Raw genomic sequence first — 23401 nt, 5'->3', positions numbered from 1 at the left:
AAAAAGAAAAAAAAACAACCTGTTATGCTTGAAAAAAAAACTCACGTCGGATATTGCTCATCCAAGAATAGTCATCGAACGCGCCGGCTTACGGCTTTTTTAAGAAAATCTTCTTTTATTGCAGAAAGTTAGCATATTGTTGCCGGGCAGATGCCCGACAGGAGGACCAATGAGCAACAACACCCTCACCAAGGCTGAAATCGTCGACACCATCTACGAAAAATCGGAACGCAACAGGGCCGAGGTCAAGGCGCAGGTCGAGACCATGCTCGACATCATGAAGGACGCCATCAAGAAGGACCACTCCCTCCTGATCAGCGGTTTCGGCAAGTTCGAAGCCTACGAAAAGGACGCGCGCAAGGGCCGCAACCCCCAGACCAGCGAATCCATCATCCTTTCGGAGCGCAAGGTCGTCGTGTTCCGCATTTCCCGCAAGCTGCGCGCCGAGCTCAATCCGCAATAACGAAGCAGTCCGGGCTTTCCCTGACCAACCGCTGCCTGGCCGACTCTGCGTCGGTCAGGCTGGGGAAGGCCCCGACCTGCACCCGCCAGTACGTCGTTCCGTTCAGCTCCCCCCGGGCCACCCTGGTGCCGGGAAATCCCCTGGCCGCGAGCTTGTTCCTGAGGTTGCGGGCATTGGCCTCGACCACGAAGGCCCCGTATTGCACGAAGAACGGGCCGACATACTGGATGCGCTCGCCCGGGATGGTTTCGAGACGGACCCTGGCCGTGCCCGGGCCCACCACGCCCAGGGCGCTGGCCGCCGCGTAGGACAGGTCGATGACCCGGTTGTTCACGAAGGGACCGCGATCGTTGATGCGCACCTCGGCCACCCGCCCGTTGTCCAGATTCCTGACCATGACCTTGGTGTGCATGGGCAGGATGCGGTGTGCCGCCGTCATCTGGTACATGTCGTACCATTCCCCGTTGGCCGTCTTCTTGCCGTGGAAATCCGGCCCGTACCAGGAGGCCACGCCCGTCTCCGCATAGCCCTCCGCCGAGCCCAGGGGATAGTACGTCTGCCCCATGACCGTGTAGGGCTTGTACGTTCCGCCCTTGCCCGCGGGCGCCTTCTGGCCAGGGGGGGGCGGTGCGCTGCTGGCACCGGGCACGTACTTGGAGCCGCAGCCGGCCAGGCTCATCACAGCCAGGCACAGGAAGACCATCAGCACACCTGCGCGAAAACCGCGCCCCGAACCAAACGCCATCACACGTCCACCTCGGTCATCTTCAGCTCGATCTCGCCCTCCGCGCCGGCCAGAAGTTCGCGCAGCCGGACGGAATCCACGGCAGAACCGTTCCAGGAGCATTCGCAGCCGTCCAAGGCGATGTCCGCGTCGTCGAGATACTCCAGCAGGGAACTGGCCGGCACGATGACACCGTTGCGCAGCACGGCCGGAAAGCAGTCCTGGGCCACGAAATTGAACATCTTGACCTTGGCCACGCCACCCTTGCGCTCGTCCTTGTCGTGGTGGCTGACAAGATCCGGACGAAAGGCCCTGATGGGGCTCGAACGCCGCAGGGCGATGCCGCACAGTCCGGGCATGGTCCCGCTCATGCCGACCTCATCGCCGTCGCCGACGCGCTCCTCGCGCCAGTCGTCGACCGGGGCGCTGTTCAGGAACAGCCCTGGCACGCTGTTGGTCGCGTAATGCGGATCCATCCCCAGCACGTCCGTCATGAAATCGCGAACGCTGACCGCCTTGTCCAGAAACACGCCCACGCCGCGGCGCAGCAGGCCGTGCCACGCCGATACGGAAATTTTCGGCACCGCCAGAAACAGCTGATTTGTAATCCGTCCGTTTATGCCCTGCATGACATAACCTCCTTTTCTTCTTGACTTTATGCGAAGAGTGTCTGCTATCATTCTGTAAAAAGCAAGACAACGCGCGATTTCGCGCTCAAACCCAAGGAGTCTACGATGAAGATTCTGCGCATCAATACCCGGACAAAGTCCTTCAAGTTCGAGGAACTTGGCGACTACGCCGGTCTCGGCGGCCGCGCCCTGACTTCACGCATTGTCAATAGGGAAGTGCCGGCGGACTGTCACGCCCTTTCCGCCGACAACAAGCTCATCTTCGCCGGCGGCGTGCTGGCCCCGACCAACGCCGCCAACTCAGGCCGCGTGTCCGTGGGCGCCAAGTCGCCCCTGACCGGCGGCATCAAGGAGAGCAACTCCGGCGGACAGTTCGCCCACACCCTGCCCAAGCTGGGCCTTTTGGCCATCATCCTCGAGGACAAGCCCGAGGCCGGCAGCCCCATGCAGGAGATCTTCGTCTCCGCCGACAAGGTCGTGTTCAAGGATTCCGCCGTGGCCGGCATGCGCACCTACGCCGCCCAGGAAAAGCTCCTGGCCGCCTACGGCGACAAGGCCGTGACCGCCATGGTCGGCCCCGCCGGCGAGCAGTGCCTGGCCGCCGCCACCATCCAGTTCTCGGATCCCGAGGGCCTGCCTTCCCGTTCCGCCGGCCGCGGCGGCATGGGTGCGGTCATGGGCTCCAAGGGCGTCAAGGCCATCGTCCTCGACGGTGCCGCCAACGTGAAGGTCGAGTACGGCAACGAGGAGCTGTTCAAGGAAGCCCGCAAGGAATGGGTCGACATCCTGCGCGGCCACCCCGTCACCAGCCAGGGCCTGCCCGGCTTCGGCACGGCCGTCCTGGTCAACGTCATCAACGAGGCCGGCGCCCTGCCGACCAAGAACTTCCGCATGGGCAAGTTCGACGGCGCCGAGAAGATCTCCGGCGAGACCCTGGCCGCCAACATCGAGAAGCGCGGCGGCAAGACCAAGCACGGCTGCCACACGGGCTGCATCATCCAGTGCTCGCAGGTCTACCATGACAAGGACGGCAAGTACCTGACGACTGGCTTCGAGTACGAGACCATCTGGGGCTTCGGCGCGGACCTCATGGTCGACAACCTGGACGACATCGCCATGATGGACCGCACCTGCGACGAAGCGGGCATGGACACCATCGAGATGGCCAACACCATGGCCATGGCCATGGAAGCGGGCATCATCGCCTGGGGCGACTCCAAGGGCGTCCTGGCCGAACTGGCCAAGGTCGGCACCAAGGACCCGCTGGGCCGCATCTACGGCAACGGCACGGGGTACACGGCCCAGGCCTTCGGCGTTGACCGCGTGCCCGTGGTCAAGAACCAGGCCCTGCCGGCCTACGACCCGCGCGCCGTCAAGGGCGTCGGCGTGACCTACGCCACGACCCCCATGGGCGCCGACCACACCGCCGGCTACGGCGTGTGCCAGAACGTGCTCAAATGCGGCGGCGACGTGGACGGCCACAAGAAGGAAGGCAACATCGAGATCTCCAAGAACCTGCAGGTGGCCACGGCGGCCGTGGACTCCCTGGGCCTGTGCCTGTTCGTGGCCTTCGCGGTGCTCGACGACGCGCGCGGTGTGCCGTGCATGGCCAAGCTGGTGTCCGGCCTCATCGGCAAGGACTACAGCGTGGACGAGCTGGTGGGCATGGGCGTGAACTGCCTGAAGGACGAACTGGACTTCAACAAGCGCGCCGGCTTCACCGACGCCGACGACCAGCTGCCCCGCTTCTTCCAGACCGAACTCCTGCCGCCCCACAACGTCGGCTGGGATTACACCGCCGAGGAACTGCAGGCCGCCAAGGTCTAGACGTCACCCGATCCTTGAGTCTGCAACGACGAATCCCCGTCCGGCTTGTCCGGGCGGGGATTCGTTTTTTTCGGCCACAGGCCCGAGCGGGGGCAGACGCTCCAGACAGCCCGTCAGTCCTGCGCCTTCATTGCCTTGAGCGTCGCGGCATAGGCCGTGAAGACATCCTCCCTGGCCAGCATCCCCAAGACCTTTGTCGGGTCCTCGCTGTCCACAACGGGCAACTGCGCCAGGTCGGACTCCACGAACTTCAGCAGGGCCGTGTACAGGTCTTCATCGGGCCGCAGCAGCACGGCCTTGCGCGCAACGTCGCCGGCCACAAGCAGCTCGCACAGGCTCTGCTCGTACAGGACCTTGCGCAGGTCCTGCACCGCCAGGATGCCCGTTATCCTGTCGTCTGCGCCGCGCACCGGGAAGCAGAGCTCGCTCGCGTTGACGATGATGTCCGTCAGGGCCCCGAAGTGCGTGCCCTCCTCCACGATGCTGACCCGGCCGGGCTTGTAATGGTCCCGGACCTGCTCCCGCTCCAGGATGTTGATGGTCGCGTCGCTGACGTGGGCCGGCGATTCGAACTTGTTGTCCACCTGGTTCTCGTAGAGCGACACGTTGCGGCCCAGGACCAGAGTCACGGCCGAGGCCAGCATGAGGGGCGCCAGCAGCCCGTAGCCCTGGGTCAGCTCGCAGACCATGACCAGGGGCCCGATGGGCGCGTTGGCCACGCCGGAAAAGAAGGCGGCCATGCCCACCAGCACGTAACCGCCCGGCTCCGTGACCACGCCGGGAAAAAAGCGCTGTCCGAGAGTGCCTACCACGCCGCCGCTCATGCCGCCGACGAAGAGGGCCGGGGCGAACATGCCGCCGCTCATGCCCGAGCCTATGACCAACGAGGTGGCCAGGGTCTTGCCGACTACCATTCCGATCATCATGGCTACGGAGAGCTTGCCGAGCATGGCCAGTTCCAACCAGCCCGAGCCCCCGCCCAGCAGTTCCGGGAAGGCGGCGCCCAGGGCGGCCATGCCGAGCCCCCCGAGGGTCATGGCCGGCATGAAGCCGAAGCGGTCCGTCAGTGGCCAGAACACCCTGTATTTGATGGCCCGGAAGGTGCTCACGTAGAACCAGCCCGAAACAGCGCAAACCAGTCCGAGCACGGCATAGACAGGCAGTTCGCGGATGTCCGAGAATTCGAATTTGGGGATTCCGAAAATGGGTTCCGATCCGAAGATCAAGGTGAAGATGGAGTAGGAGACCACCGAGGACAGGATGGAAGGCAGCAGGGCCTCGGCTTCGAAGTCCTCGCGGTAGATGACCTCGACGGCCGTGAGCGCCCCGCCGAGGGGCGCACGAAAGATAGCCCCGAGCCCGCCTGCCGCCCCGGCCAGGAGCAGGATGCGACGCTCCTTGACCGAAAGCTTCAGCTTCCCGGCCAGCCAGGAGCCGCACCCGGCCCCGAGCAGGGAAATGGGACCTTCGCGACCGGCGCTGCCGCCGGCGGCGATGGTCAGCACGGACGTCCCGACCCGGATGAGGGGCACCACCGGGGCAAGATGCCCTTCCTGGCGATGGAAGCACTTGATCATGGAGTCCGTGCCGTCGGTGCCGCCATGGCGGGTCTGGGGCACGAAACGGTGGACCAGCCACCCGGTCAGAAGCCCCACGCCGCCCAGAAAGAGGAAGAGCAGCCATGGCCTGTAGGGCCCGGGGTCGCCGGACAGGAGCTGTTCGCCGGCGGGAACGGGCAGGGAGAAGCCCGCCAGGTGACGCAGCAGCAGGTGCCCCAGGGCTTCCACGCCGACGTAGAACGCCACGGCGCCAAGGCCCGTCATGGCCCCGACGACCACGCCCAGGGCCAGCCATTTAAAGCTCAGGATGGAATGGTAGCTGCGGACCAGGTCCGTGTAGGGCCGGAAGAGGATGCGGAGAAACGCGCGCATGAAAACCCTCAGACCAGGCGGGCTTCGGGCAGGGCCAGGATGGTCCGCCCCAAGGCAACGTCCTTGCCTATCTGGGATTTGAGTTCATCGAGGCTGGAAAACTTGCGCTCCCCGCGCAGACGCTGCACGAAATGGACCTTGAGGGTCTTGCCGTAGAGGTCCCGGTCCAGATCGAGGACATGCACCTCGACCGAGAGCACATCATTGCCGAAGGTGGGGTTGTACCCGATATTGGCCACGGCCTGATGGACCTGACCGTCAAGCTCGGCCCAGCAGCAGTAGACGCCCGTCTTGGGGAACAGCTCGTCCACAAGATGGACGTTGGCCGTGGGAAAGCCCAGCAGCCTGCCGCCGCGGTTCTGACCGTGCACGACGGCGCCGGAAACGCGGTAGAACCGACCCAGAAGCGGCTTGGCCGCCCAGACGTCGCCGGCCTCGACCAGATCGCGGATGCGCGTCGAACTGACGATGGCCTGGTCGACCATGACCGGCTCCAACTGCTCCACGCCGAAACCCCACTGCTTCCCGAGCACCGTCAGCAGCCCGTAGTTCCCGGCGCGGCCTTTGCCGAAGGCGTAGTCGTAGCCGATGACAAGCTCCCTGACCTGGAGTCCCTCCACCAGGATGCGGCGCACGAACTCCGCAGGATCCATGCTCGCCAGCTCCTGATTGAACTCCAGACAAAGCAGGTGGTCGATGCCCAGGGCCTTGATCAGCTCGGCCCGCTGCTCGTAGAGCGTGATGAACGGGGGCGTCTTCTTGCCCGTGAAAAAACGCAGGGGGTGCGGTTCGAAGGTGATGACCACGGACGGAACGCCAAGGCCGGCGGCCAGGTCCCGCACGCGGGCAATCAGTCGCTGGTGTCCGATGTGAACTCCGTCGAAATTGCCGATGGTGACGCAGGACCCCTTTTCCAGGCCGCCGATCTGGTCCGGCCATGTGACGCAATGCATGTAATGTCTCCCTCCCGAAAACAGGCTGCCTCGCCTCTATACCAAAAGAACCCAGGCTTCAACAAAGGCCGTCCCGAAGGAAAATCTCGACGCCACTTTCATAACAAATTGAAATAAAAGATAAAATAATTATATTGAAAAAATCTGAACAAAACGCTTGCCAAAGGTAGGCCTCTCACATAAACACGCTTCTCACGTCACGCCGAAGTGGTGGAATTGGTAGACACGCTAGGTTCAGGGTCTAGTCGGGGTTCCCCGGTGGAGGTTCGAGTCCTCTCTTCGGCACCAAAAGAATGCAACCGCTTGGATTTATTCTAAGCGGTTGTTTTTTTATGCGCTTCTGCTTCAAAGTGTTACACAAAGCTGGTACACAAGGGGCATGAACGCGATGTCACTTTGCAACCACCTCCAGAGGCGCGGAGCGGTCTACTACTTCCGGGTCCGCATCCCCTCCGACCTCCTCGAAGTCTACGCCCCCAAGCGGGAAATCGTCCACAGCCTGAAGACCAAGGACCCGAAAGAGGCCAAGGCCAAGTGCCGGGTGCTGGCCGTCAAGGTCGATCAGGAGTTCGCGGAACATCGACGGCGACTTGAGGCCGAGAAGAAACAGGTCCCATCCCAGGAGACGCCAGCCCAACGCAACCTCACGGATCTCGACACCGTTCAGGACTTCGAACTTACCCGCCTCGCCATGCTCTACCTGCATGAGGTCCTGTCCCATGACGAGATGGAACGGGCGGTAGCCAAACCCAACGAAAAGGAACTCCGCGAATGGGAGGAGACCCAAGAGCATCTCCGCCAGCTCCACGAGCAGCGGGGCCTTGAGTTCACCCCGGAGCCATTCCCCCGCGTCGGGCTTTCGCCGGATACCGTCCGCCGCAAGCGTGAGCATGCCCGGTTGTTCATCCAGGGAGGAGGACTCTGCCTCGCCACCGGGGACACCTCGCTCATTCAGGACGAGGCCCTCGCCTTCCTCGATGCCCATGACTTCAAGGTGGCCGATCTGGCGTCATCCAATTTCCAGAAGCTCTGCCTCTCCCTGATCCAGAAGAAGATCGAAGCCCAGGAAGCGATCCTGAAGCGCCTGGACGGAGAGTGGGTCCCAACCCCTTCCCCTGCCGCACCCCAGGCCCAGATCATCGTGATCAACGGCGCACAGGCCAACCCGGTCCTGTCGTCCATCCCCGGCATCATCCAGCAAACCGTCGCTGGCCAGGAGCAGGACCAGAAGCTCATCCCGTCCGCAGACAACCCCCTGCTGTCCGCCATCTGGGAAAGCTACCTGCGGGAGCGCAAACCAGCGCCCATGACGGAGCGGGACTTCGAGGCCTCCATGAACCGCTTCATTGAACTGGTCGGCAACCTCCCGGTCCAGGCCATCACCAAGTCCCACTTCCGGCAGTTCAAGGAGGCCCTGCTCAAGCTCCCCGCTCACCTCCCCAAGGAGATCCGCAGGCTCCCGTTCCCGAAGCTCCTGGCCAAGGTCGAACAGGATCAGAAGAACGGGACCGAGTACAAGCTGCTGAACCCCACGACCGTGAACAACAAGTACCTGGGAGCGCTCAAAGCCGTCCTCAGCCATGCCGTTGATGGCGGCTTCATCGACACCAACCCGGCGGAACAGATCAGGGTCACCTTCCACGCGGACACGCAAGGCGAGGCGGAACCATCCGTCCTGCCCTACACGGACGAGGAACTCGGCGTCATCTTCTCGTCCTCCTTCTTCGTCGCTGGCCAGCCCGACAAGTTCAAGAAGAAGATGTCCAGGGACCAGATCCTCGACTACCAGTGGCTCTCGATTCTCGGCCTGTTCACCGGAGCGAGGCTGGAAGAGATCGGCCAGCTCGATGTCGCGGACCTCATGGAGGAGGACGGCGTGAACTACCTGTACGTCCACGGCGATCCGAACTCTACCCGGAGGATCAAGAACAGATCCTCCAGGCGCAAGATCCCCGTTCACCCCCGCCTCATCGCACTGGGCTTCCTCGACTTCGTGGCGCTCCGCTCAAGCCAGGGCGAGAAGAAGATCTTCTCAACCCTCGCAGAACTGGACGGCAGGCAGGGCAAAAGAACCAGCGCCTTCTCCAAGTGGTGGACACGGCTCACGACGGAGATCGGTGTGAAGAGCGGCAGGCAGAAGACGTTCCACTCCTTCCGGCATACCTTCAAACGGGCCATGCGGAACGCACAGGTTGACGGCAACCTGACCGACGCCATCCAGGGGCACAGCAACCGAAGCGTCTCCGCCCACTACGGCAGGGACAAGGACGGCATGGGCTATGCGCTCCCCGTCCTGTTTGAGGCCATCAGCAAGGTGAGCATGGATCAGGTGATTATCCCCAAGCCAGAGGGGAAATAGTAGACGTCACCTGCATCGATAACAGCAACCAAATACAAACGATAATTCACCTCGCACAAAAAGTGGCAATACTCGCCGAGACCGCCTTGATGGACATCGCGTTTGTATTTAACGCCTTCAATCACACACGTATGACACATGCTTTTCATTTTTAACGAATCAATCTTGTGTCATACAATATTTTTGTCTATTTCAATGAAATTGTTATAAATTTTACACTGGAGAGAGCTATGATTATTCGCCCCCTTTTTTATTCTTTTGTATTTATATTTTTTTATTCGAGTGTTGCGACTGCTGGTTGGTTTGGCCCAAGCAATTTTGACGAATGCGTGATAGAAGGAATGAAAGGCCAAGATAAATCTATGGTCAGACTTGTCGCCAAAATGTGCGAAAAAAAATTTCCATTTGAAAAAAAACTAAGCTTTGATTACTTAGGGCATATTAAATACGAATGGATTCCTCGTCAGGAATCAATTTCATTTGAAATTAAAGAAAATAGCGGAGATTACATCGTAACAAAAATAATGGCTAGCTTTACAACTGAAGAATGTGAGGGGAATAAAAGTAACAATCTTGAAAATGCAACCATTAAAATAGGTGATCTCGAACTTTCATACGCTGACTTTCAAGCTGGGTTCCCTGAGGTTCCCAAGCGCGATATCGTAAAAACAATCCCTATCACCAGGGACAGCACGGGGAGCTTTCAAATTCAAAATGGACACCATTTTCGCTGCATGAGAATTCAAGAAATATACGGAAAATATCGGAAATAATACTGCCCGGCTATTAGAAGCCCAATTCCACCCAACCCGCCGAGAAATAGCGAGACTAACCACCCGCAACAATAACGGGCAACCGCATCAGAATGGGCCTAGCTCTTGCGTCATACAGGCGAAATCTGTAGTGCTCCGAGAAGTTTTGTCGAAAGGGACTAATCAGTTACACCACCCTTTCGGCCTTCTCGGAGCAACCAACTACCACTAGGATTCCGCCTCTCATGAACCAGCAGTCCCTGTCCGCTTTCATATGGTCCGTCGCCGACCTCCTCCGTGGTGATTACAAGCAGTCCGAATATGGCCGTGTTATTCTCCCCTTCACCGTCTTGCGCCGTCTCGACTGCGTCTTGGCACCAACAAAGCAAGCAGTCCTGGCAGAGCTGGAGAAGCGCCAGAAGCTGGATATCAACCCGGAACCGTTCCTGCTGAGGGCTTCAGGGCAGACCTTTTTCAATACCTCGCCCCTCGACATGAAGAAGCTCATGGGGGATCAGGATCACATCCGTGAGAATCTTTTCAACTACGTAAGCTCGTTCTCGTCATCCGTGCGGGACGTCTTTGAGCGCTTCGAGTTCCACGGCCAAGTTGACCGCCTCGCTAAGTGCGGCCTGCTCTATCAGGTCACCGAGCGCTTCACCCAGATCGATCTCCACCCGGATCAGGTCACCAACCACCAGATGGGCCTCGTCTTCGAGGAACTGATCAGGAAGTTCGCGGAGCTTTCCAACGAGACCGCCGGTGAGCACTTCACCCCGCGTGAGGTCATCCGGCTCATGGTCAACCTCATCTTCATCGAGGACGACGATGTCCTGTCCAAGCCCGGCGTGGTCCGCACCATCTACGACCCGACGGCGGGGACCGGGGGCATGCTGTCCATTGCCGGTGAATATCTCGAAGAGCACAACCCCAAGGCCCGGCTCACGGTCTATGGCCAGGAACTGAACCCGGAGTCCTTCGCCATCTGCAAGGCGGACATGCTCATCAAGGGACAGGACGTTTCCAACATCGTCTTCGGCAACACGCTCTCGGATGACGGGCACGGCGGGAAGCATTTCGACTACATGCTATCCAATCCGCCCTTCGGTGTGGAGTGGAAGAAGGTGGAGAAGGAGATCCGCAAGGAGCACGAAAGCCAGGGCTTCAACGGGCGCTTCGGGCCGGGGCTGCCTAGGATCTCCGACGGGTCCATGCTGTTCCTGCTCCATCTCATCAGCAAGATGCGTCCAGTGGCTGACGGCGGGAGCCGCTTTGGCATCGTCCTCAACGGTTCGCCCTTGTTCACTGGCGGGGCCGGGAGCGGGGAAAGCGAGATCCGCCGCTACGTCCTTGAGAACGATCTGCTGGAAGCCATCGTCGGCCTACCCACGGACATGTTCTACAACACGGGCATCAGCACTTACGTGTGGATCGTCAGCAACAAGAAGCCGGAGCACCGCACGGGCTTGGTCCAGCTCATCGACGCATCAGCCATGTGGCAGAAGATGAGGAAGAGCCTGGGGAGCAAGCGCAAGGAACTCTCCGACGAGCACATTGCCGAGATCACCCGCCTGTTCGGCCAGTTCACGGAAGCCGAGGCCGACGGCAAGCCCATCAGCCGGATATTCAAGAACACGGACTTCGGCTACCGGAGCATCACCGTGGAACGCCCGGAGCGGGACGAGAAGGGCAAGATCGTCCTGGGCCAACGAGGCAAGATGAAGGGCAAGCCCATGGCGGACTCGAAGCTCCGGGACACCGAGAACGTGCCCTTGAACGAGGACGTGGACGAGTACTTCAAGCGGGAAGTACTGCCCCATGCACCGGATGCCTGGATCGACCATGACAAGACCAAGTTGGGCTACGAGATCCCGTTCAACCGCCACTTCTACGTCTTCACTCCACCGCGCCCGTTGGCGGAGATCGACGCAGACCTGAAGCTGACCACGGACCGGATCAAGGCGATGATTGAGGGACTGACGGCATGAGCTTCCCGAATTATCCGGAGTACAAGAATAGTGGCGTAGGGTGGTTGAGGGCGGTGCCGAGTCATTGGGAAGTGCTCGCTGGGCGGCGTCTTTTTTCTCAACAACGAGAGCCGAGAAAGCACGATGATGAGCAGCTTTCTGCAACCCAAAAATATGGCGTTCTCCCTCAAACGCTCTTTATGCAGCTCGAAGATCAAAAGGTTACACTGGCCCTCAATGGGCTCGACAACTTCAAACACGTAGAAGTCGATGATTTTGTGATCAGCCTTCGCAGCTTTCAAGGTGGAATTGAGTGGAGTAGATATTCTGGGTGTGTCAGCCCAGCATATACAGTGCTTCGACCATCACGATCTGTAACTGCAACATATTGGTCTTATGCCCTCAAATCAGTGGATTACATTGGCGCACTCCAGTCTGTCACAGATGGAATACGCGATGGTAAAAATATCGGCTATGATCAGTTTGGAATGATCGGCCTTCCTTATCCTACGATCCAAGAACAATCCGCCATCGCCGCCTTCCTCGACCGCGAGACCGCCAAGATCGACGCCTTGGTTGCCGAGCAGGAAAAATTGATCGAACTCCTGAAGGAGAAGCGGCAGGCGGTCATCTCCCACGCGGTGACCAAGGGCCTTGATCCGAATGTGCCCATGAAGGACAGTTGCGTGGAGTGGTTGGGAGAAGTGCCGGAGCATTGGAGCATTATAAAAGTCTCTCATTTGTTTTCTGCAAAAAAAGGATCTAACGCGGCACAGCTCACCAAGGAGTATTGCGCAGAAATCGATGGAGAGCACCCTGTATACAGCGGCCAAACAGATAATAATGGAGTAATGGCCTGCATAAATGAGTACGAGTTCGACACTGGAACAGAAGGCGTCATCTTGTCTACGACAGTTGGCGCAAAAGCAATGTCAATTTCTCACATCAATGGAAAGTTCAGCTTGTCTCAAAATTGTATGATAATAACATCTAAATCTAAAAATGCATCGATAAGATTTTTCTATTATCACTTCCATCCACCCTAAATCCGTGAAAAAGTTACATTGAACATACAGTTTTGAAACATTTTGTACTTGAAATAAATCAATGATACCGGTATATTGAGCCTGCTTTTCCTGAATGATTTTTTGCACCCATTGGGTGCGACAGGAGTTTGCAATGCTCATCACCGATATCAAGCGAAACGAAGGAAACAACATTGGCCATGTCGGTCTGGCTCTGATTAGCGAGATGGCCAGGGTTTGCGGTCTGGACACACTGGTCGACCGTCTTGGGCCTGGAAAAGCTCCGCAGATCAAGGAGCGTGAAATTTTCCGCACATTGGTTGGCCTCATGTGCCAAGGCAAAACGGATTTCGACCATGTTCGTGAGTACTACGGCGACGATTTCTTCGCGACCAGCCTTGGCCTTGGACGCGTTCCTTCCGCCGAGATTTTGCGGCAACGGTTTCAGCGGATCGCCTTGGAAACTGACCTGGATGCCCAGTTGCCCCGCTGCTCGGTCGAGTTGTGGAAGAAGACTGGAATGCAGCCTGAACTTATCGAGATGACCAGGGACGACAACAAGAAAGAGCACTGGGTGCGCCTTGATATCGACGTCAGCATTTTCGATAACGCCGACACCGAGAAGGAAGGTGCCAGCGCGACGTACGACAAGAGATTCGGCTTCGCTCCGATCTTTGCTCATCTTGGTGGCGGCTGGATGGTCAACGGCAAGCTTCGTCCCGGATCGAGCCATTCCAGTTGCGAGGGCACGGATGAGTTCATCCTGGAGAGCCTCGGGTACGCCAAGTCCATGGTGGATGCGAACGTTCTCGTGGTCGCCGACAGCGGATTTGACAGCAAGGAGCGTCTGGAGACGCTGTGCACGCAGTCGCGCACCGGCTTCATCATCAAGCACAATCTGCGCAGGGAGCCGGTGACCGGTTGGCTCGCCACGGCCAAGGAGCATGCGCAGAAAGTAGAGAATTTCGCAACGTCCCGAGAAAAAGGCCGGATCTACCGGGGCTTCGTGATGTGCGAGATCGGAAAGAAGAACATGCCTGTCCGTCAGGTTTTCGAGGTCACGGAAGTGTTGAGCAAGGACGGTGTGTTCATGATGATTCCAGAGGTCCGCGTTTGCGTTTTGTGGACTAACCTGGAATTCGATGCCGATCAGGCTTTGAAGCTGTATCGCAAGCGGGGCACCAGCGAGCAGCACCACGGGGAATTCAAGACCGAGATGGACATGGAACGCCTGCCGTCGGGCAAGTTTGCCGTGAATGCACCCTTTCTGCGTTTGGGCATGCTGGTCTACAACATGCTTCGGGTGGCCTCCGTGGACTTGGTTGTGGCTCGGATGCTGGGGCTGAAAAAAGCCAACCGTCGCAGAACCAAGACGGTCATGCGGAGCATGATGAGCATTTGCGCCCGGATCACCCGCCATGCACGGAAGGTGATCCTGCATGTCTCCTGCCCGGAGCCATGGTTCAAGGTGGTCTCTGACCTGTTTTATCGTCTCAAGACGGCGTAACGAAAGGGCCATTAGGCTGCATTCCTAGGAGTAGTACGTCTGAAAACTGCAAAAAGTCGGTGTCCAGGAACTCTTGAAAGAATAAGAGGTCATCAAAAGTAAATTGAGTGGCCAACGTTTACCCATTTTTTGAAAAAAAGGGCTCAAAATTTAGAGTGGACAGTTTTGACAGCAGATGTCCACGGATTCAGGATCCACTTTTTAAATATGAGCGGGACATGATTCCTTGCCATATGCAACCATCATTCAGGATGGAAGACCTTTATGGATATTTTGTTGCGCTCCCCCCTCTCGCTGAACAAGGTAAAATATGTGCCCATCTCGACAGCCATACTGCTCAAATTGACGAGTTAGTCTTGGAAAGTGAGAAGGCAATAATCCTCCTCAAAGAACGCCGCTCCGCCCTCATCTCCGCCGCCGTCACCGGCAAGATCGACGTGAGAGGACTGGCGGAAGCCAAGCAGTAACGCCCCGGAGAAACCATGAGCCTGCACAAGGAAATCGAGTTCGAGAACGACATCTGCTCCCATCTGGCCGCTCATGGCTGGCTGTACGATCATCCGGACTGCCAAGCCTATGACCGGCAACGGGCGCTGTTCCCGGCTGATGTCCTTGCATGGATGAAGCAGACCCAGCCCAAGGCATGGGACGGTCTGTCCAAGAGCCATGGTGCGGCGGCTGAAGCCGTCCTTCTCGACCGCATCCGCAAACAGTTGGACGACCGGGGAACCCTCGATGTCATCCGTTTCGGCGTTGAACTCCTGGGCCTACGTCAGCCCTTGAGCCTCGCCCAGTTCAAGCCTGCACTGGCCATGAACCCGGACCTTCAAGCCAAGTACGAGGCCAACCGGCTCCGGGTGATGCGGCAGGTACGCTACTCCGTCCACAACGAGAACTGCCTGGACCTCGTACTGTTCCTGAACGGCATCCCCGTGGCCACGGTGGAACTGAAGACGGACTTTACCCAGTCGGTCTTCGATGCCGTTGACCAGTACCGCTTTGACCGCAACCCAAGGCCCAAGGGACAGGGTACGCCGGAACCGCTTCTCGATTTCCCACGCGGTGCTCTGGTTCACTTCGCCGTGAGCAACTCCCTGGTTCGCATGACCACCAAACTCCAGGGCGCGGCCACAACCTTCCTGCCCTTCGACCGTGGCAGCAACAAAGCGGCAGGGAACCCGATCAACCCGGACGGACACGCCACATCCTACCTGTGGGAAGAGGTCTGGGAGCGGGAAAGCTGGCTGGAGATCCTGGGCCGCTACATCGTGGCCATGCGTGACCCCAAAAAGCGGATCGAGAAGATCATCTTCCCCCGTTACCATCAGCTCGGCGCCACGCGGAAGCTGGTCCGCACAGTGCTGGCGGAAGGGCCGGGACAGAAGTACCTGATCCAGCACTCGGCAGGCTCGGGGAAGACCAACTCCATCGCATGGTCCGCCCACTTCCTGGCCGACCTCCACGACGCCAACCACAAGAAGATCTTCGACTCGGTCCTCGTGGTCAGTGACCGGACGGTCCTTGATGCCCAGCTTCAGGAGGCCATCTTCGCCTTCGAGCGAACCACGGGCGTGGTGGCCACCATCACCGGAGAGCACCAGAGCAAGAGCGGCGAACTGGCCAAGGCCCTGTCAGGCGGCAAAAAGATCGTGGTCTGCACCATCCAAACCTTCCCCTTCGCCATCAAGGCCGTGCAGGAACTGGCCGCGACCCAAGGAAAGACTTTTGCCGTCATCGCCGACGAGGCCCACAGCTCCCAGACAGGGGAAGCGGCGGCCAAGCTCAAGCAAGTGCTGTCTGCCGAGGAACTGAAGGAGCTTGCAGACGGCGGGGAGTTCAGCACCGAGGACCTGCTGGCCGCACAGATGGCCGCACGGGCACGAGAGGACGGCATCACCTACGTGGCCTTCACGGCAACACCCAAGGCCAAGACCCTGGAACTTTTCGGACGCCTTCCTGACCCAACCCGCCCAGCTTCGGACGACAACGCCCCAGAGCCCTTCCACGTCTACAGCATGCGCCAAGCCATCGAGGAAGGCTTCATCCTCGACGTGCTCAAAAACTACACCTCGTACAAACTGGCCTTCCGCCTCTCCCACAACGGGAAGGACATGGACGAAAAGGAAGTGGACCGCAGCGAGGCCATGAAGGACATCATGCACTGGGTCCGGCTCCATCCCTACAACATCAGCCAGAAGGTCAAGATCGTCGTCGAGCATTTCCGGAAGAACGTCGCCCCGCTACTCGAAGGCAAGGCCAAGGCCATGGTTGTCACGGCCAGCCGTGCGGAGGTGGTGCGCTGGCAACTTGCCACCAACAAGTACATCAAAGAGCAGGGCTACAAGATCGGGGCTCTGGTGGCCTTCTCCGGCGAGGTGAAGGATGATGAGCTGGGACCGGACGGATTCACCGAGACGAGCAAGACCCTGAACCCGACCCTGAACGGGCGAGACATCAGGGAAGCCTTCGGGACCGAGGAGTACCAGCTCCTGCTCGTGGCCAACAAGTTTCAGACCGGCTTCGACCAGCCCCTGCTCTGCGGCATGTACGTGGACAAGCGCCTTGCAGGTATCCAGGCCGTGCAGACCCTATCGCGCCTCAACCGCCGCCACCGGGGCAAGGACACCACCTACATCCTCGACTTCGTGAACGAGCCGGAAGAGATCCTGGCCGCGTTCAAGACCTACTACGAGACGGCGGAGTTGGAGGGCGTGACCGACCCGAACCTCGTCTTTGATCTCCGGGCCAAGCTCGACGCTCAGGGCTTCTACGATGACAACGAGGTGAACCGGGTGGTCAACGTCGAGATGGACCCAAGGTCCACCCAGAAGGATCTCGCCGCCGCCATAGCCCCCGTGGCTGACCGTCTGCTCCGCCGCTACAAGGAGCTTCAGAAGGCCATGAAGGCGGCACAGGCCATCAAAGACCACAAGGCTGAAAAGGATGCCTTGGACGAGAAGAACGCCCTGGAGCTGTTCAAGCGGAACATGGGAGCCTTCAAGCGGGTCTATTCCTTCCTGTCCCAGATCTTCAACTACGAGAACACCGACATCGAGAAGCGTTCCATCTTCTACCGGCGGCTCCTGCCCCTGCTGGAGTTCGGACGGGAGCGGGACGAGATCGATCTGTCAGGGGTCGTGCTCACCCACCACCAGCTCAAGAACAAGGGCAAGCGGGATCTGCCGATTGGAGTCGGCGATCCAGACAAGCTGCAACCCATGACGGACCCTGGAAGTGGCGAGGTCAGGGACAAACAGAAGGCGCTCCTGGCCGAGATCATATCAAAGTTGAACAGTCTATTTGAAGGCGACCTGACGGACAATGACCAGCTCAACTTCGTGAACCATGTCAAAGACAAGTTCATGGAATCGCCGATTTTGATGGAGCAGGCGCAGAACAACACGAAAAGCCAGTTCTCCAATTCCCCGGACCTGACCAGGGAGCTGGAAAATGCCATCATCAATGCCTTCGACTCTTACACGGCCATGAGCAAGCAGGCTCTCGAATCAGAACGCGTACGCCATGGCATTTTGGATATCCTCCTGAATCACGCCGGGCTGTATGAAGCCCTCAGGAGCAAGGCAGGGGCGGGGCATTAAGCGCCGCAGGGTCGGTCAAAATCGACAAGGAGCAAAGAATGCCACGTGCGATTTGCTTTTCCTGCGGGGGCACGAAGTCGAGTGCCCTTGTTCCATGTCCTCTTTGCAGGAGCTGTCCTGAGGCCGATGATGACCTGATACTGTCCTTGGCCATGTCGGACCGTCACCTCGATGAAGTAGGGATGGAAGCGACAGCAAGATGCATCAGAGAAGGCAAACGCCCCATACTGGATGAAGAAACGAGACTGCGGCTTCAAGCTCACCTGAAGGAGTTCAAGAAAAATCCGATAGTTAAACGGTAGGACTCCTAGTCCATGCAAAAAAAATAAAGCGACATTGATAGACCACTCGTGTTGCCTTGTTATCAATTCGTAACACCGAGACGAACAAGCAGGTTCCTCACGCTGGACGCATGCCACTTCCCACCCCTGGCCGTGGTGATGCTCCGCCGATTCAGTTCCTCGGCAATCTCCCGCAAACTGGTTGCCCCGGCGTCCTGAATCTCCTTGACCACTCCAGCCAACTTCGAGGCCCGTTCATCGGCTCCTCGCTTGATGGCCTCCACTCCCAGTTCGTTCCCGTACTGACGGAGGTGAGCAGCCCCGTTCGGACAACCCAGCTTCACACCCCGCTCCTTGGCGGCAGCAAGAGCGGCCTTGGTCCTGGCAGAGATGGCCTTCCGTTCCTCCTGGGCGACCAAGGCCATGATGCCCACGGTCAACTCGTTGGCGGTCGGCATGTCCACGGCCACGAACTTCACGCCAGCCTCCTGAAGGCCGAGCAGGAAGTGGGCATTGCGTGACAGGCGGTCCAGCTTGGCGATGACCAAGGTAGCGCCTGTGAGCTTGCAATGCTCCAAGGCCTTGGCCAGCTTGGGCCTGTCGTTCTTCTTGCCGCTCTCGGTCTCCGTGTACTCGGCCAGGAGTTCCCAGTTCCCCCCGTTCAGGAACTCAAGGACGGCCTTCCTCTGGGCCTCGATCCCCAGACCGGACTCCCCTTGCTTGGCCGTGGATACCCGAAGATATGAGACGAACTTTCCGTTGTGCTGGACCATGATCTTCCTCCTTCTTGGTGCTGTTCATATTCCGCTTACGACCGGTAGGAGATTTTGTACAGCCGAGAAAGATGACCGTCAAGGGCGCATGTGTGACCACACATGGAGATGCTGACCCTACCATGGGGGATATTCGATCCTCTCTCCACGATATATGGGCGTTCAAATTTTTCCACCAAAACCTTCCAGGGTTAGTCCATCCCCTTCGCCGTGATCCGTCCCTGGACGCCAGACTTCTGCCGATCAATCATGCTCCACGCCTTGGTGGTCATGAAGCCCTTCTCGATGACATGGGCCTTGGGGATCACCTGGGTGGTGTCGAGGAAGAGCCAGCCCAAGGTCTCCCGGAGGTACATCCCAAGGGCACGACCAGAGGTGAACCCAAGTACCTTGGCGGCACTGGTCAGGTTCAAGGTTCCATCGACGTCCATGTACTGGTCATAGAGCTTGGCCTTGGGAGCCAGGATCTGGTTCTCGGCAGCGAGGGCTTCCTTCTCCCGGACCTGTTTGGCAGCGAACTCCAGGGCCTCGGCCAGGGTCTGCGGGATGGCGAACACAGGCCCAGCAGCAGGGAGGGCGTAGGTTCCCTTCTTACGGAGGGACGGGAGGACTTCACTGGTCACCCACTTCTTGAACCGCTTGGCTTCCTCTTTGCGGGACTTGAGGATCAAGGAGTAGAGGCCAGACTCGTTGATGATGGTGGCATTGGGGTTTCCACGATTACCGTGCGAAATCCGCACAGTATTCCGCTCGTCCTCATCCAAGGCGCGGACGGCACTTGGGGCATGGTCGAATCCAAGAATCTCACAGACATCCTTGGCGATGAACCACGGGTCACCGTTCTGGTCGGTGATGCGGACGTTCTGGTTGGTGAAGGGAAAGGTGAAGACTTCGATAGCGGTGGTATTGGACATGACAATTCTCCTTTGTGTTGATGTCGTTGTTGGGAATAAGAAGGCCCAAGCGTGAACAGGAACCAGTCCTGCACAGAGGCTTGGGCGCGGTTAAGGTGTGCTGTACCAAGCCGCCGTGGTTTCCCCCGAAAGGCTGACACTTGGACGCATTCGGCCCCCTCCGTACCCAGGTAGGGTTGCAGCACAGAGATGAAGTGACCCGGAATGGTGCGCTGTTCTTGACCTGAAGGGAGCCAGGAGTGGGAAGCGTTCCGGGTGTTGTTGGGTCTAGTGAGTCTCTGCCCAGGATTCCCCGATCTTGAACTCGCCGGTAGTCGGGCAGACGAACCCGAAGTGTTTACCGGCCAGTTCAATGGAACGGACGAACAGCTTGCCCACTGTAGGGGCAACATCTGGACAGGCGAGGAACTGGGCCTCGTCTCTGTATGGACAGACATGAGGTTCTCATATCGATGGTGCATGAGGCCAAGCGGCCAGACGGCTGTAGCTCCGTCCTCATGAGTACGATATGCTCCGACCTCATGACACGCTGTAGCGAGGGGATGGGATGATGTTCAATGATTAATGGGACATCGAATCTCTATACCAGGGAATATGACTCGATGGCCATTTCCCAGACTTGTCGTAGCCGCTGAGGTTGGCGTGGGTCGGAACAGACTAGAGCCTCCTCGGCAAAGCCCAAGGGAACCTCAGGCTTTCGACAAGTACGACCGGGCCGCCCTGCCATGCCCAGAAGACACGAAGCTAACCCCGATCTCCTTCAGCTTGACGGTAAGCGGGTGATCGGGTTCCCGAAGCGTCGCCTTGAGCGCTTTGGCCACCCGTGAATTGAGACCAAGCTCCTTCTGGATCGTGCTCATCGTCGTAATCCCAGACATGCGACTGCTCATGAACGAGACTAGGGCCTCATGACAGGAACCCTTGCGAACCCTGGCCTTCGCACCATCGGGGCTGAAGGACCACTTCTGGAGCTTGATTCCCGGCATCTCCAGCTTGATGGCGTCGAGGATGCGGTCTCCCCGGCTCCCCGTCGGCAACACGATGAAGACATCCGAGGGCGGACAGTTGCCTTCCGCGTCGATGACCCGGCGACACCGGATGCGGTTGATGGCCTGGATGATGGACACCGTTATCTGCTTGAGCTGCATCTCCTCCCTGATGTCGGCGTAGGAGTTCCACTGCGGGTTCTTCATCCATTCATCGTCCTGAAGCCCTTGCAGAGCGAAGAAGGCGTTGGTCGCCCATATGTGGCCGGGGTAAGGTAGCCCGAAGATCACGACTGCATCGTGGTCCTGCCAGTCGTTCCGACCGTCCACGGCTCCCCAGTGACCGACGGAGTACTTCTCGAACTGCGGCGCGTACTTCAGCGCAATGTGTTCGACGGTCTTATGGACGCAGAGGAAGACTCGCCGGTCATTGCCGAGGGTCGATTCAAGCTCGTCAAGCAACCGAGGTATCCTCGTCTGTCCGTCTTCGATCATCGAACCTTTGCCAGTCCTTGAAGCACGGGCCATATGGAGAGTCACGTTCCCGTAGTTCCGGGTATTCGGAGGAATAGGCTTGATGTCCACCCGGTCGCCCAGAAGCTCCCACAGGAAGTTCTGATTTGCCGTGGCATCCAGCACCACGGGGGCAGGGAGGTCTTCGGGGATCAGCAACCGGGAGGCATTGAACGTGTGGTCTGTGCCAGCCTTGGCGTAGTAAGCCCACGTCGAGAGGATTGCCTCCACTCCATTCAAGGTCTTGTCCACGATGCTGGAAATCCTCTGCCTCTCCAATGGGTCTTCCTTGTGCAGCGCCGCATGATCGTACTTCAGGCCGGACATGGCCTGCCGAAGTGGAAGCATGGAGAGGCTTGCCGGGAATGTGATCCGTCCATCATGGACACCTCGCCAGACAACCCGGAACCGGCCAGACCCCTCACCGGCCTGATCGGCGCTGGTCTTCCTGGCGATGGTTTCCAACACGTCCTTGACCATTTCGAGGCCTTCGACCTGACTGCCGAACTGTTCCCTGATTTCAGGCGTGACGTAGGACAGAACCTGCCGGACATCCGAGGCGTTGACCTGATGCTCATCGATCACGTTGGCCAGGGCTTCGTCGATTACCGTCAGGCGGCGTCTGCCGTGCTCCCACTCGACCAGATCATTCCAGCGTGACCCGTCATCCTTGCACAGGCCGCTCAAGGCCAGGACGTAGGCTGCATGGGTGATGATCAGGACATCAGCCTTCCTCATCTCTTCTGGCGGGATCTTGTTCTCCGAGTGCTTGGCAACAGCACACTCGAACCCGGCCAGCCGGTCGATGACCGCCTTCAGTTCATCAGCCTGCTCGATCATGCGGGTGACAATGAGGATGCCATTTCGCTGTTCAGACTCGTGGTTGGCCTTTGCCGTGAGCGCCGCATACACTGACAAGCCTTGCGTCTTGCCTGTGCCGGTTGGAGGCTGAAGGACGGACCAGCGGGTTCCATCGCTTTCGATGGCGGCGTTGAAGGTTTTGGCCATGGTTTCCCAGAGGGCCATCAGGGCTGGGCTGGGGACGTTGCCGAGAGTGTCCTGCCAGTGCACCGTCATGGCACGGGCGAACTCTGCCGGGGTTATAGATGCTGTGGTAGTAGTCGTGGACATACTGCGAATCTCCTTTCCGAAATAGTTGAGGGTTGAGGTTTCAAACGGAACGAGGAACTGGCCGCGTTGGCCTCCAAAAGGCAGGGTTAATCACCCCTTTAAAATACAACTGCCGGAGACCATTGAAGATCCCCGGCATATTCGCCTGTACGGACAGAGGAGGCTCGACAATCTTCTGCGGACGCTGACGGCGGCTCCTCCCTCTAATAGTGGCCCCTAATTGAAAACCCTTGCCAACCGTGGGTTTCCGGACGCTTGGTCGCTTGCCTCATTTCCTCTAGTGAGGGGCAATTCCCCTTCAGGCTCCTGACAATCTGGCGCAAGTCCGGCAAGGCGCCGAAGTCCTAAAGCCAGTGTTAATTGAAAATCCTTGCCAGCCGTAGATTTCCAAGAGGTAGGTTACCTTGTCCTCTTCCGATAGTGAGTGGTAATTCCCGGAAGCTCCAGCGAGCAATCGAGGACCGCCGCATTCTATAAGTGCAGGGTAATTCCTGGCCCGTGCCTCTAAAAGCGCAGGGTAATTTCCCGGCGTGTGCCTCTAAAAGTGGCGGGTAATTGAAAACCATTGCCAGCCGTGGGTTATCGCAGATCGACAAGTGATCTCTTCCAAGCACGAACCCCTGGCCAAGAACGACAGGACTACCTCGAACAGGGACGCGAGTGGACACGGTGGATCGAATATCCACTCCATCCACCGCCCCATCGTTCCTGCGCTTCCTGCCATGCTTCATGGACGAGCCCGTGGCGCGGCCAGGGAGCGTTCAGCCCAGCCGAGCGCAAAACAGGTTCCCGACTTTCCAACGGGTGACGACAAGCACGGTTTCGAGATGGAGATCCTTGACAACTGACTGGGGAAAACACGATGGAAAAGGCAGGAGAGAGGGCCGGAAAAACACCACCAAAACTGTTACACAGCACGGGTCTCACAGAGAAGCAGAAGCGTTTAAAATCAAGCGGTTAAGGTGCAAAATTGTGACTCCTCTCTTCGGCACCAGAAAGTCAAAGGGTTGCAGCAGAAATGCCGCAACCCTTTTTCTTTTTTTCCGGACGTGGCCACTGTCCGAGAA

The 23401-nt window shown here is 58.6% G+C and carries 16 protein-coding genes and 1 tRNA gene; 10 read left to right on the top strand and 7 right to left on the bottom strand.

Annotated elements, in window-relative coordinates; all coding sequences use genetic code 11:
- The first annotated feature begins 169 nt into the window (after positions 1 to 169).
- The gene (locus ACYQ3G_RS06740; RefSeq protein WP_028577903.1) at positions 170 to 463 is read left to right on the top strand and encodes an integration host factor subunit alpha; all 294 of its coding nucleotides are present in this window, start codon (positions 170 to 172) and stop codon (positions 461 to 463) included.
- Here the strand turns inward: ACYQ3G_RS06740 and ACYQ3G_RS06735 are convergent.
- Entirely contained in the window at positions 450 to 1208 is a 759-nt protein-coding gene (locus ACYQ3G_RS06735; RefSeq protein WP_459823998.1) for a septal ring lytic transglycosylase RlpA family protein, read from the bottom strand. The two genes, ACYQ3G_RS06740 and ACYQ3G_RS06735, sit on opposite strands and share 14 nt — an antisense overlap.
- Entirely contained in the window at positions 1208 to 1816 is a 609-nt protein-coding gene (locus ACYQ3G_RS06730; protein ID WP_459823996.1) for a hypothetical protein, read from the bottom strand. The genes ACYQ3G_RS06735 and ACYQ3G_RS06730 overlap by 1 nt, the downstream gene beginning before the upstream one ends.
- Positions 1817 to 1921: 105 nt before the next feature.
- Between ACYQ3G_RS06730 and ACYQ3G_RS06725 the strand changes: the two genes are divergently transcribed.
- Positions 1922 to 3643: an aldehyde ferredoxin oxidoreductase family protein gene (locus ACYQ3G_RS06725; RefSeq protein WP_459823994.1), complete on the top strand. Its 1722-nt coding sequence runs from the start codon at positions 1922 to 1924 to the stop codon at positions 3641 to 3643.
- Positions 3644 to 3756: 113 nt separating this feature from the next.
- Here ACYQ3G_RS06725 and ACYQ3G_RS06720 read toward each other — a convergent pair whose 3' ends face one another.
- Both ACYQ3G_RS06720 and ACYQ3G_RS06715 read right to left on the bottom strand, forming a co-directional pair.
- Positions 3757 to 5574, bottom strand: coding sequence for a chloride channel protein (locus ACYQ3G_RS06720; protein ID WP_459823992.1), 1818 nt, complete (start codon positions 5572 to 5574; stop codon positions 3757 to 3759).
- A gap of 8 nt (positions 5575 to 5582) precedes the next feature.
- Positions 5583 to 6527 (bottom strand): bifunctional riboflavin kinase/FAD synthetase, encoded by a 945-nt coding sequence (locus ACYQ3G_RS06715; RefSeq protein WP_028576186.1) that lies wholly within the window; start codon positions 6525 to 6527, stop codon positions 5583 to 5585.
- A 201-nt stretch (positions 6528 to 6728) separates the two neighbouring features.
- Here ACYQ3G_RS06715 and ACYQ3G_RS06710 point away from each other — a divergent pair.
- The 8 genes from ACYQ3G_RS06710 to ACYQ3G_RS06675 all read left to right on the top strand — a co-directional run bounded on the left by ACYQ3G_RS06710 (position 6729) and on the right by ACYQ3G_RS06675 (position 17736).
- Positions 6729 to 6815, top strand: a tRNA-Leu gene (locus ACYQ3G_RS06710).
- Positions 6816 to 6906: 91 nt separating this feature from the next.
- Complete coding sequence (locus ACYQ3G_RS06705) at positions 6907 to 8886, top strand: DUF6538 domain-containing protein (RefSeq protein WP_459823989.1); 1980 nt, start codon at positions 6907 to 6909, stop codon at positions 8884 to 8886.
- A gap of 230 nt (positions 8887 to 9116) precedes the next feature.
- Positions 9117 to 9659, top strand: a complete 543-nt coding sequence (locus ACYQ3G_RS06700) for a hypothetical protein (RefSeq protein WP_459823987.1) — start codon at positions 9117 to 9119, stop codon at positions 9657 to 9659.
- A 224-nt stretch (positions 9660 to 9883) separates the two neighbouring features.
- Entirely contained in the window at positions 9884 to 11626 is a 1743-nt protein-coding gene (locus tag ACYQ3G_RS06695) for a type I restriction-modification system subunit M (protein ID WP_459823984.1), read from the top strand.
- Positions 11623 to 12651 (top strand): restriction endonuclease subunit S, encoded by a 1029-nt coding sequence (locus ACYQ3G_RS06690; protein WP_459823981.1) that lies wholly within the window; start codon positions 11623 to 11625, stop codon positions 12649 to 12651. The genes ACYQ3G_RS06695 and ACYQ3G_RS06690 overlap by 4 nt, the downstream gene beginning before the upstream one ends.
- A gap of 133 nt (positions 12652 to 12784) precedes the next feature.
- Positions 12785 to 14137 carry an IS1380 family transposase gene (locus tag ACYQ3G_RS06685; protein WP_459822997.1) on the top strand — a complete coding sequence of 451 codons (1353 nt, stop codon included), beginning with the start codon at positions 12785 to 12787 and terminating at the stop codon, positions 14135 to 14137.
- 107 nt (positions 14138 to 14244) lie between these two features.
- Positions 14245 to 14604, top strand: a complete 360-nt coding sequence (locus ACYQ3G_RS06680; RefSeq protein ID WP_459823979.1) for a restriction endonuclease subunit S domain-containing protein — start codon at positions 14245 to 14247, stop codon at positions 14602 to 14604.
- Positions 14605 to 14619: 15 nt separating this feature from the next.
- Entirely contained in the window at positions 14620 to 17736 is a 3117-nt protein-coding gene (locus ACYQ3G_RS06675; protein WP_459823975.1) for a type I restriction endonuclease subunit R, read from the top strand.
- Positions 17737 to 18100: 364 nt separating this feature from the next.
- Here the strand turns inward: ACYQ3G_RS06675 and ACYQ3G_RS06670 are convergent, their stop codons facing one another.
- The 3 genes from ACYQ3G_RS06670 to ACYQ3G_RS06660 form a co-directional block, all read right to left on the bottom strand.
- Positions 18101 to 18790: a recombinase family protein gene (locus tag ACYQ3G_RS06670; protein WP_459823973.1), complete on the bottom strand. Its 690-nt coding sequence runs from the start codon at positions 18788 to 18790 to the stop codon at positions 18101 to 18103.
- Between the two features lie 191 nt (positions 18791 to 18981).
- Entirely contained in the window at positions 18982 to 19704 is a 723-nt protein-coding gene (locus tag ACYQ3G_RS06665; protein ID WP_459823970.1) for a BRO family protein, read from the bottom strand.
- Between the two features lie 689 nt (positions 19705 to 20393).
- Positions 20394 to 22334, bottom strand: coding sequence for a DEAD/DEAH box helicase family protein (locus ACYQ3G_RS06660; protein WP_459823967.1), 1941 nt, complete (start codon positions 22332 to 22334; stop codon positions 20394 to 20396).
- Positions 22335 to 23401 lie beyond the last annotated feature (1067 nt).

This window comes from Desulfomicrobium salsuginis, from assembly GCF_054657795.1.
The sequence above is the reverse complement of the archived record's forward strand: the minus strand, read 5'-3'. Positions and strand labels throughout refer to the sequence as shown.

What these genes read in the sequence shown, in the direction of transcription:
- ACYQ3G_RS06740 (WP_028577903.1), top strand. Translation starts at nt 170, where the DNA reads ATGAGCAACAACACCCTCACCAAGGCTGAAATCGTCGACACCATCTAC.
- ACYQ3G_RS06735 (WP_459823998.1), bottom strand. Translation starts at nt 1,208, where the DNA reads ATGGCGTTTGGTTCGGGGCGCGGTTTTCGCGCAGGTGTGCTGATGGTC.
- ACYQ3G_RS06730 (WP_459823996.1), bottom strand. Translation starts at nt 1,816, where the DNA reads ATGCAGGGCATAAACGGACGGATTACAAATCAGCTGTTTCTGGCGGTG.
- ACYQ3G_RS06725 (WP_459823994.1), top strand. Translation starts at nt 1,922, where the DNA reads ATGAAGATTCTGCGCATCAATACCCGGACAAAGTCCTTCAAGTTCGAG.
- ACYQ3G_RS06720 (WP_459823992.1), bottom strand. Translation starts at nt 5,574, where the DNA reads ATGCGCGCGTTTCTCCGCATCCTCTTCCGGCCCTACACGGACCTGGTC.
- ACYQ3G_RS06715 (WP_028576186.1), bottom strand. Translation starts at nt 6,527, where the DNA reads ATGCATTGCGTCACATGGCCGGACCAGATCGGCGGCCTGGAAAAGGGG.
- ACYQ3G_RS06705 (WP_459823989.1), top strand. Translation starts at nt 6,907, where the DNA reads ATGAACGCGATGTCACTTTGCAACCACCTCCAGAGGCGCGGAGCGGTC.
- ACYQ3G_RS06700 (WP_459823987.1), top strand. Translation starts at nt 9,117, where the DNA reads ATGATTATTCGCCCCCTTTTTTATTCTTTTGTATTTATATTTTTTTAT.
- ACYQ3G_RS06695 (WP_459823984.1), top strand. Translation starts at nt 9,884, where the DNA reads ATGAACCAGCAGTCCCTGTCCGCTTTCATATGGTCCGTCGCCGACCTC.
- ACYQ3G_RS06690 (WP_459823981.1), top strand. Translation starts at nt 11,623, where the DNA reads ATGAGCTTCCCGAATTATCCGGAGTACAAGAATAGTGGCGTAGGGTGG.
- ACYQ3G_RS06685 (WP_459822997.1), top strand. Translation starts at nt 12,785, where the DNA reads ATGCTCATCACCGATATCAAGCGAAACGAAGGAAACAACATTGGCCAT.
- ACYQ3G_RS06675 (WP_459823975.1), top strand. Translation starts at nt 14,620, where the DNA reads ATGAGCCTGCACAAGGAAATCGAGTTCGAGAACGACATCTGCTCCCAT.
- ACYQ3G_RS06670 (WP_459823973.1), bottom strand. Translation starts at nt 18,790, where the DNA reads ATGGTCCAGCACAACGGAAAGTTCGTCTCATATCTTCGGGTATCCACG.
- ACYQ3G_RS06665 (WP_459823970.1), bottom strand. Translation starts at nt 19,704, where the DNA reads ATGTCCAATACCACCGCTATCGAAGTCTTCACCTTTCCCTTCACCAAC.
- ACYQ3G_RS06660 (WP_459823967.1), bottom strand. Translation starts at nt 22,334, where the DNA reads ATGTCCACGACTACTACCACAGCATCTATAACCCCGGCAGAGTTCGCC.